The organism is Streptomyces sp. NPDC054956, assembly GCF_053609185.1.
Genome location: NZ_JBSGXB010000186.1, coordinates 5,358 through 12,299, shown reverse-complemented (window position 1 = coordinate 12,299; position 6,942 = coordinate 5,358). Strand labels below are relative to the sequence as shown.

At 74.4% G+C, this 6,942-nt stretch carries 8 protein-coding genes; 5 read left to right on the top strand and 3 right to left on the bottom strand.

Annotated elements, in window-relative coordinates:
* Positions 1 to 109 precede the first annotated feature (109 nt).
* Positions 110 to 829 (bottom strand): pyridoxamine 5'-phosphate oxidase family protein, encoded by a 720-nt coding sequence (locus ACWGDE_RS25385; RefSeq protein ID WP_453391327.1) that lies wholly within the window; start codon positions 827 to 829, stop codon positions 110 to 112.
* A gap of 37 nt (positions 830 to 866) precedes the next feature.
* On the opposite strand from ACWGDE_RS25385, the gene ACWGDE_RS25380 reads away from it, so the two are divergent.
* Positions 867 to 2,198 carry an aminotransferase class I/II-fold pyridoxal phosphate-dependent enzyme gene (locus ACWGDE_RS25380; protein WP_453391326.1) on the top strand — a complete coding sequence of 444 codons (1,332 nt, stop codon included), beginning with the start codon at positions 867 to 869 and terminating at the stop codon, positions 2,196 to 2,198.
* 160 nt (positions 2,199 to 2,358) lie between these two features.
* Here ACWGDE_RS25380 and ACWGDE_RS25375 read toward each other — a convergent pair whose 3' ends face one another.
* Positions 2,359 to 3,309 carry a DMT family transporter gene (locus ACWGDE_RS25375; RefSeq protein ID WP_453391325.1) on the bottom strand — a complete coding sequence of 317 codons (951 nt, stop codon included), beginning with the start codon at positions 3,307 to 3,309 and terminating at the stop codon, positions 2,359 to 2,361.
* 74 nt (positions 3,310 to 3,383) lie between these two features.
* On the opposite strand from ACWGDE_RS25375, the gene ACWGDE_RS25370 reads away from it, so the two are divergent.
* A complete protein-coding gene (locus ACWGDE_RS25370; RefSeq protein WP_453391324.1) occupies positions 3,384 to 4,310 on the top strand; it encodes a LysR family transcriptional regulator in 927 nt (308 codons plus the stop codon).
* Positions 4,311 to 4,340: 30 nt separating this feature from the next.
* On the opposite strand, the gene ACWGDE_RS25365 is transcribed toward ACWGDE_RS25370, so the two are convergent.
* Positions 4,341 to 4,766, bottom strand: coding sequence for a pyridoxamine 5'-phosphate oxidase family protein (locus ACWGDE_RS25365; protein WP_453391332.1), 426 nt, complete (start codon positions 4,764 to 4,766; stop codon positions 4,341 to 4,343).
* Between the two features lie 196 nt (positions 4,767 to 4,962).
* Here ACWGDE_RS25365 and ACWGDE_RS25360 point away from each other — a divergent pair, with 196 nt between their 5' ends.
* Genes ACWGDE_RS25360 through ACWGDE_RS25350 form a run of 3 tightly spaced genes read left to right on the top strand, consistent with a single transcriptional unit; the run spans position 4,963 to position 6,815 of the window.
* Positions 4,963 to 5,577 (top strand): cysteine hydrolase, encoded by a 615-nt coding sequence (locus ACWGDE_RS25360; protein WP_453391323.1) that lies wholly within the window; start codon positions 4,963 to 4,965, stop codon positions 5,575 to 5,577.
* Between the two features lie 18 nt (positions 5,578 to 5,595).
* Positions 5,596 to 6,435: a HipA family kinase gene (locus tag ACWGDE_RS25355; protein ID WP_453391322.1), complete on the top strand. Its 840-nt coding sequence runs from the start codon at positions 5,596 to 5,598 to the stop codon at positions 6,433 to 6,435.
* The gene (locus ACWGDE_RS25350) at positions 6,432 to 6,815 is read left to right on the top strand and encodes a DUF3037 domain-containing protein (RefSeq protein WP_453391321.1); all 384 of its coding nucleotides are present in this window, start codon (positions 6,432 to 6,434) and stop codon (positions 6,813 to 6,815) included. Before ACWGDE_RS25355 ends, ACWGDE_RS25350 begins: the two co-directional genes overlap by 4 nt.
* Positions 6,816 to 6,942: the final 127 nt, after the last annotated feature.

The following is a 6,942-nucleotide window of genomic DNA, read 5'->3' as shown; positions in this document are numbered from 1 at the left end:
GGGGGGGGGCGCGCCCCGCCGCGCGGGGGCCCCGCCGGGGGGGGGGGGGGGCGCCGCCGGCGGCCGCCGCGCGGGCGGCGGCCCCCCCGGCCCCCCCCCCCGACCGGGTTCAGAGCACGGTGACGTAATCCGGGGTGGTCGTGCCGGGGGTCAGGTCGGCGGCCGGGATCGGGGTCCCGTACGCCGGCGCGACCGGGACGACGCCCGACCAGAACGGCAGCCCGAGGTCCTCGGGGTCGTCGTTCGGTCCGCCGGTGCGGAGCTTGGCGGACACCTCGTTGAGGTCGAGGCGGATCACGGCCGTGGCCGCGAGCTCCTTGTTGTTCGCCGGCCGGGAGTCGGCGGAGCGGCCCGGTACGACGTGGTCGACGAGGGCGTCGAGCGCCATCCGGCACTCCTCCGGGTCGGTCACCTGGTAGGCGGTGCCGTGCACGACCACCGAGCGGTAGTTGATCGAGTGGTGGAACGCGGAGCGGGCCAGGACCAGGCCGTCCACGTGCGTCACGGTCAGGCAGACCGGCAGCCCCGGGTCGGCCTTGCCGGCCGCGAGGAGGGGGCGGGAGCCGGTGGAGCCGTGGATGTAGAGGGTCTCGCCGACCCGGCCGAAGAGGGTCGGCAGGACCACCGGGGCGCCGTCGCGGACGAATCCGAGGTGGCAGAGGTAGGCCTGGTCGAGTATCGAGTGCACGGTCTCGCGGTCATAGCGCGCCCGGTCGCGGGACCGGGTCGGGACGGTGCGGTCGGTGGGCGCGTACCCGGCGGCCGCCTCTTCCGTAGCGGCTGCCGTGGCCGTATCCGTGGTGGTCTCGGGGGCGGGCGTGACGCTCATCGTGCGGACTCCGTTGTATTAGTGCATACTTGGCTTTGTGCTAGGAGACTATCTGATCATCGGGCGCCGCGCATCGGAAATCGCGGCCAGTGTCGAGGCGGGCGTCGGATCGGGCGCGCTCGCGCCGGGAGCGCTGTTGCCGCCGATGCGGGAGCTCGCCGGTGCGCTGGGGGTGAACCCCAACACCGTGGCCGCCGCGTACCGCACGCTGCGCGACCGCGGTGTCATCGAGACCGACGGCCGGCGCGGCAGCAGGGTCCGGGCCCGCCCGGCGACCGCGCCGCGCGACGAGATGCGGATGGCCGTCCCGGCGGGCACCCGCGACGTCACCTCCGGCAACCCGGACGTGCGGCTGCTGCCCGCGCTGGGCGAGGCCCTCGCGGGCGCGGCCCGCCGCTACGCCCTGGAGCCGACGCTCTACGGGCAGGACCCGGTCGTCCCGGAACTGGCGCGGCTCGCGAGGGCCGGCCTGGACGCCGACGGGGTCCCGGCCGGGGCGGTGGCGGTGACCTCCGGCGCGCTGGACGGCATCGAGCGGGTGCTGACCGCGCACCTGCGGCCCGGGGACGCGGTGGCGGTCGAGGACCCGGGGTGGGGGAGCGTGCTGGACCTTGTCCCCGGGCTGGGCCTGCGGGTGCTCCCGGTGGCCGTGGACGACGACGGGCCGGTGCCCGCGTCGGTGGCGCGGGTGCTGGCGGAGGGCGCGCGGGCGATGCTCGTGACGGCCCGCGCGCAGAACCCGACCGGGGCGGCGGTGAGCGCGGAACGGGCCGCGGAGCTGCGGGCGGTGCTCTCCGGCCATCCGGAGGTGCTGGTCATCGACGACGACCACGGGCACGGCATCGTGGACCTGCCGCTGAACGTGCTGGGCGGGGCGACGCGGCACTGGGCGCTGGTCCGCTCCACGGCCAAGGCGTACGGGCCGGACCTGCGGCTCGCGGTGCTGACCGGCGACGACGTCACGCTCGACCGGGTACGGGGCCGCCAGCGGCTGGGGCCCGGGTGGGTCAGCCGGCTGCTGCAGTACACGGTGGTGGAGCTGTGGAACGCGGGGGCGGTCGACCACGCGGCGGTGGCCCGGTCCTACGGGGAGCGGCGCGACGCGCTGGTCGCGGCGCTGGCCGAACGGGGCGTACGGGCCCACGGGCGCAGCGGGATGAACGTGTGGGTGCCCGTCGCCGACGAGACGGCGGTGGTGACGAGCATGCTGGGCGCGGGCTGGGCGATCGCTCCGGGGGCCCGGTTCCGGGTGGAGTCGCGGCCCGCCGTGCGGATGACGGTGTCGGCGCTGTCCCTGTCGGACGTGCCGGGACTGGCGGCGGCGCTGGCCGCGGCGGTCCGCCCGGCGGCGGGGGGCCGCTTCGACTGACCGGGCCGCCGGGGCCGTTTCGGCCGGGCCGGCCCCGGGCCGCGGTGCGTGGGGCTCCGCCCCGGACCGGGTACGGGGGCTCCGCCCGGACACCTGGGGCTCCGCCCCAGACCCCGCGCCTCAAACGCCGGCGGGGCTGGATTTTCCCCCGCGGGTCCGGCTACCGGCGGCGGGGCTGGCTCAGGGCCGCGCCCGCCAGGACGATGACCGCGCCGACCGGGGTGTTCCAGTGGAGCTGTTCGTCCAGCAGGAGCACGCCCGCCGTGGTGGCGATGACCGGGATGAAGTACGTGACCATCTGCGCGGTGGTCGGGCCGACCTCGGTGACCAGGCCGTACTGCATCCGCAGCGCCATGCCCGTGCCCAGCGCGCCGAGGGCGACCACCGACAGGGTCGGCCAGAGCGGGAAGGACGTCGGGGCGGAAGTGAACACGGCGCTGACCGCGCCCAGTTGGAGGGTGGCGATCAGGAGCTGGGCGCTCGTCATGGCCAGCGGGGAGCCGGGGGTGGAGGCCATCGTGCGGCGGATGTAGATCCAGCCGATCGGGTAGCTGAGCGCGGCCAGCAGGGCGAACACGGTGCCCTTGGCGTCGAGGCCCGAGAAGCCCTGCCAGGCGCCGAGGACGGTGAGCACGCCGAGGAAGCCGAGGCCCAGGCCCGCGAAGCGGCGGCGGGTCGGGCGGTCCTCGGAGAGGGCGACCAGGGAGAGCGCCATGCCCCACAGCGGCGAGGTGGCGTTGCAGATGCCGGCCAGGCTGGAGGGGATGGTCAGCTCGGCATACGCGAAGAGCGAGAACGGCAGGGCGTTGAGCAGCAGCGCCGCCACCGTCAGGTGGACCCAGGTGCGCCGGCCCCGGGGGAGCCGTTCGCGTCGGACCAGGAGCACGGCGAGCAGGGCGAGCGCACCGAAGAAGACCCGGCCCAGGGCGACTTGGAAGGGGGCGTACGCCTCCGTGCCCACCTTGATCAGGAGGAAGCTGAAGCCCCAGATCGCGGACAGGACCGCGAAGCGCAGACGCCAGTCCAGCCGCCCGGTGGCGGGGTTCGTCGGGGAGACGGTGGAGGTGGGGGCTGGCGGGGACGCCGGGCGAGGGGTAGTGGGTGCGCTCATGACCGTTACTCTCGCCCGCCCGACCTCGTAGGACAAGCGAGAGTTGTTGGGTGGGACGCCGTAGCATTGCTTACATGTTGAACCTGGAGCGCCTGCGCACCCTGGATGCCCTCGCCCGCCACGGCTCCGTCAGCGGCGCCGCCGACGGCCTCCACGTCACGACCTCCGCCGTCTCCCAGCAAATGGCGAAGCTGGAGCGCGAGGTGGGCGAGCCGCTGCTCGCGAAGAACGGTCGCGGAGTGCGGCTCACCGACGCCGGCAGACTGCTGGCCGATCACGCGGCCCGGATCATCTCCCAGGTGGAGCTCGCCCAGGCCGACGTCGAGGCCCGGCGCGGCTGCGCGGCCGGCGAACTGCGCATCGGCGCCTTCCCCACCGCGATGCGCGGGCTGCTGCCGCGGACCCTGGCCGCGCTGCGCGCGGACCATCCCGAACTGCGGCCCCGGGTAAGGGAACAGGAGCCGGAGGAGGGGCTGGCCGCCGTCGTGCGCGGCGACCTCGACCTGACCCTGGCCATCGACTGGCACAACAAGCGGATGCCGGTGCCCGCGGAGCTCGCCCGGCTGCACCTGCTGGACGACTCGGTGGACATCGCGGTGCCGGCCGGACACCGGCTGGCCGGGTGCACCGGGATCTCCCTCTCCGAGTTCGGCGACGACGACTGGATCTCGTGGAACGAGGGGCAGTTCTGCCACGAGTGGCTCGTGTCCACCCTGCGCGGCACCGGGATCGAGCCCCGGATCGCCCACATCGCCGAGGAGCACCACACCCAACTGGCCTTCGTCGAGGCCGGACTCGGCGTCTGCGTGGCCCCGCGGCTCGGGCGCGGGCCGGTGCCGCCCGGGGTCCGGCTGCTGCCGGTGAGCGACAGCGTCCGCCGTCACGTGTACGTGGTCTGGCGCGCGGACGCCGGGCGGCGGCCCTCGATCCGGGCCGCCGTCGAGGCCTTGCGGCAGGTGGCGTCCGACTGCGTCCAGGGGGCGGGGCCGGCCGTCCAGTGAGGTGACCGGCACGCCGTGCCGGTCGGCGCACTAGATCTTGCGGAAGTCCCAGGACACGATCGAATCCGGGGTCAGCCGGATCCAGGCGTGCCGCCCGTCGTGCGGCATCTCCGTGATCCCGAAGTTCTTGACGGGGAAGATCCGCTCGGGCTCCGCGAGTTCCTCGCACGGCTCACCCGTACGCGGGGCCTCGCCGACGAAGACGGCGCTGCCGGACAGTTCCACCCCGCGCAGTTCGTCGTAGGCCTCGCCCGAGTCCACGACCACCGAGATCCGGGGGTCCTTGCGCAGGTCGGACCAGCGCCGGCTGCGGGTGATCGAGTACAGCCACAGCGAGGTGCCGTCCCAGGCGAACCAGAGCGCGCCCACGTGCGGGCGTCCGTCGGGGGAGACCGTCGCCACCCGGCAGGTGCGCTGCTCGCGCAGGAAGAGGTCCACTTCCGCGTCCGTCATCATGATGCGGCGGCCCCGCCGCTGCGCCTTGTCCGCGCGGGTCCCGTTCCCGCGCGCCTCGTTCCCGCGCGTCCCGTCCACGGGCGTCTCGTCCACGTGTGTCCCGTCCGTCCGTTGCGTCATCCGTTCCGCGCCCCTTCACATCTGACTGTGTGTCAGGAATCATGCGTGCTCTTCCGTCGCCACGCCAGGGGGAGCCATGGCCGAACTCGATCCCGCCACCACCGCACTGCTCACCGTCGAGTGCCAGAGCGGTGTCGTCGGCGAGGAGAGCGCCTTGCCGGAACTCGCGAAGGAGGCCCGGGACTCCGGAATGCTGGACCGGGTCGCCGCGCTGGTCGAGGCCGCGCGCGGAGCCGGCGTACAGGTGCTGCACGCCGTCGCCGAGCGGCGGCCGGACGGGCTCGGGGCCAACACCAACGCGCGACTGTTCCGGGCCGCCGGCAAGCTCCCGGTGCGCCAGCTGACCGGCAGCCCGGCCGTCGAGGTCGCCGCCCCCATCACCGTCGCCGAGCAGGATCTGGTGGTGCGCCGGCTGCACGGGCTCTCCCCGATGGCCGGGACCGACCTGGACGCGCTGCTGCGCAACCTCGGCGTCCGCACCCTCGTCGTCACCGGGGTCTCCTCGAACATCGCGATCCCGAACACCGTCTTCGACGCCGTGAACCTCGGCTACCAGGTGGTGGTCCCCTCCGACGCCATCGCCGGGGTGCCCGCCTCCTGCACCGCCGACGTGATCCGCAACTCCCTCTCCCTGGTCGCGTCCATCACCACGGCCGAAGCCCTCATTACTCAGTGGGCTCCCGCGCACTGACCCCCGTAACCTGGGCGGATGCTGTCCGAAGTGATCGCGACCCGCTACGTCACGCCCCTGCGTGAGGGCGGCTCGCTCCCGGGGATCGTCGAGGCCGACGATCTCGGGACCTACGTCATGAAATTCACCGGAGCCGGCCAGGGCCGCAAGACCCTGGTCGCCGAAGTCATCTGCGGCCGCCTGGCCCAGCGGCTGGGGCTGCGCGTCCCGAGGCTGGTGCAGATGCAGCTCGACCCCGTGATCGGGCTCGGCGAGCCCGACCAGGAGGTCCAGGAGCTGCTCAAGGCCAGCGGCGGGCTGAACCTGGGAATGGACTACCTCCCCGGCTCGATCGGCTTCGACCCGCTCGCGTACCAGGTGGACCCCGCGGAGGCGGGGCGCGTGGTCTGGTTCGACGCCCTGATCAACAACGTCGACCGGTCCTGGCGCAACCCGAACATGCTGGTCTGGCACGGGGACCTGTGGCTCATCGACCACGGCGCCACCATGATCTGGCACCACAACTGGCCCACCGCCGAGAGCGCCGCCGCCAAGCCGTACAACGCCTCCGACCACGTCCTGGCGCCGGTGGGCCCGGACATCGCCGCGGCGGCCGCCGAGCTCGCGCCGCTGGTCACCGAGGAACTGCTCACCGAGGTCGCGGCCGACGTGCCCGACGAGTGGCTGGTCGACGAGCCCGGCTTCGAGTCCACCGCCGCGCTGCGCCGCGCCTACGTGGACGCCCTGCTGCCGCGCGCGGCCACGATCCACGAGAGGATCACGATGGAGGCCGAGGTGAAGGTCCGGTCGGGTCCGCCCGGCTGGCTCGCCGACCGCCTCGACCCCCGGCCCCGGAAGATGAAGAGCGACAGCGAGTGACCAAGCGGGACGTGTTCGAGTACGCGCTGGTGCGTGTGGTGCCCCGGATGGAGCGCGGCGAGTGTTTCAACGCCGGCGTGATCGTCTACTGCCGGGCGCACTCCTACGTCGCCGCGCGCACCCATCTGGACGAGGCGAAGCTCCTCGCGCTGGACCCGAAGGCCGACGTGGCCGGAGTGCGGGCGGCCCTGCGCGGGGTCGAGGGCGTGTGCGGCGGCGGCGAGGGGGCGGGCCAGGCGGCCGGCGACGACGCCGGCCGGCGGTTCCGGTGGCTGATCGCGCCGCGCAGCACGGTGGTGCAGCCCGGCCCGGTGCACACCGGCCTGACGGCCGATCCCGCCGCCGAGGTGGAGCGACTGCTGGACCTGCTGGTCCGGTGAGCCGGGCCCGGCCGGTGCGGTCGGGTGCGGCGCCGTTGCGGGGGGGGGGGCCCCCCCCCCCCCCCCCCCCCCCCCCCCGCGGGGGCGCAAAACGCCCCCGGGGGCGGGGAAACCAACCCCCAGAAAC

Excerpts from the sequence above, each read along its gene's own strand:
- ACWGDE_RS25385 (WP_453391327.1), bottom strand. The coding sequence starts at position 829 with ATGAGCGTCACGCCCGCCCCCGAGACCACCACGGATACGGCCACGGCA.
- ACWGDE_RS25375 (WP_453391325.1), bottom strand. The coding sequence starts at position 3,309 with ATGAGCGCACCCACTACCCCTCGCCCGGCGTCCCCGCCAGCCCCCACC.
- ACWGDE_RS25370 (WP_453391324.1), top strand. The coding sequence starts at position 3,384 with ATGTTGAACCTGGAGCGCCTGCGCACCCTGGATGCCCTCGCCCGCCAC.
- ACWGDE_RS25365 (WP_453391332.1), bottom strand. The coding sequence starts at position 4,766 with ATGATGACGGACGCGGAAGTGGACCTCTTCCTGCGCGAGCAGCGCACC.
- ACWGDE_RS25360 (WP_453391323.1), top strand. The coding sequence starts at position 4,963 with ATGGCCGAACTCGATCCCGCCACCACCGCACTGCTCACCGTCGAGTGC.
- ACWGDE_RS25355 (WP_453391322.1), top strand. The coding sequence starts at position 5,596 with ATGCTGTCCGAAGTGATCGCGACCCGCTACGTCACGCCCCTGCGTGAG.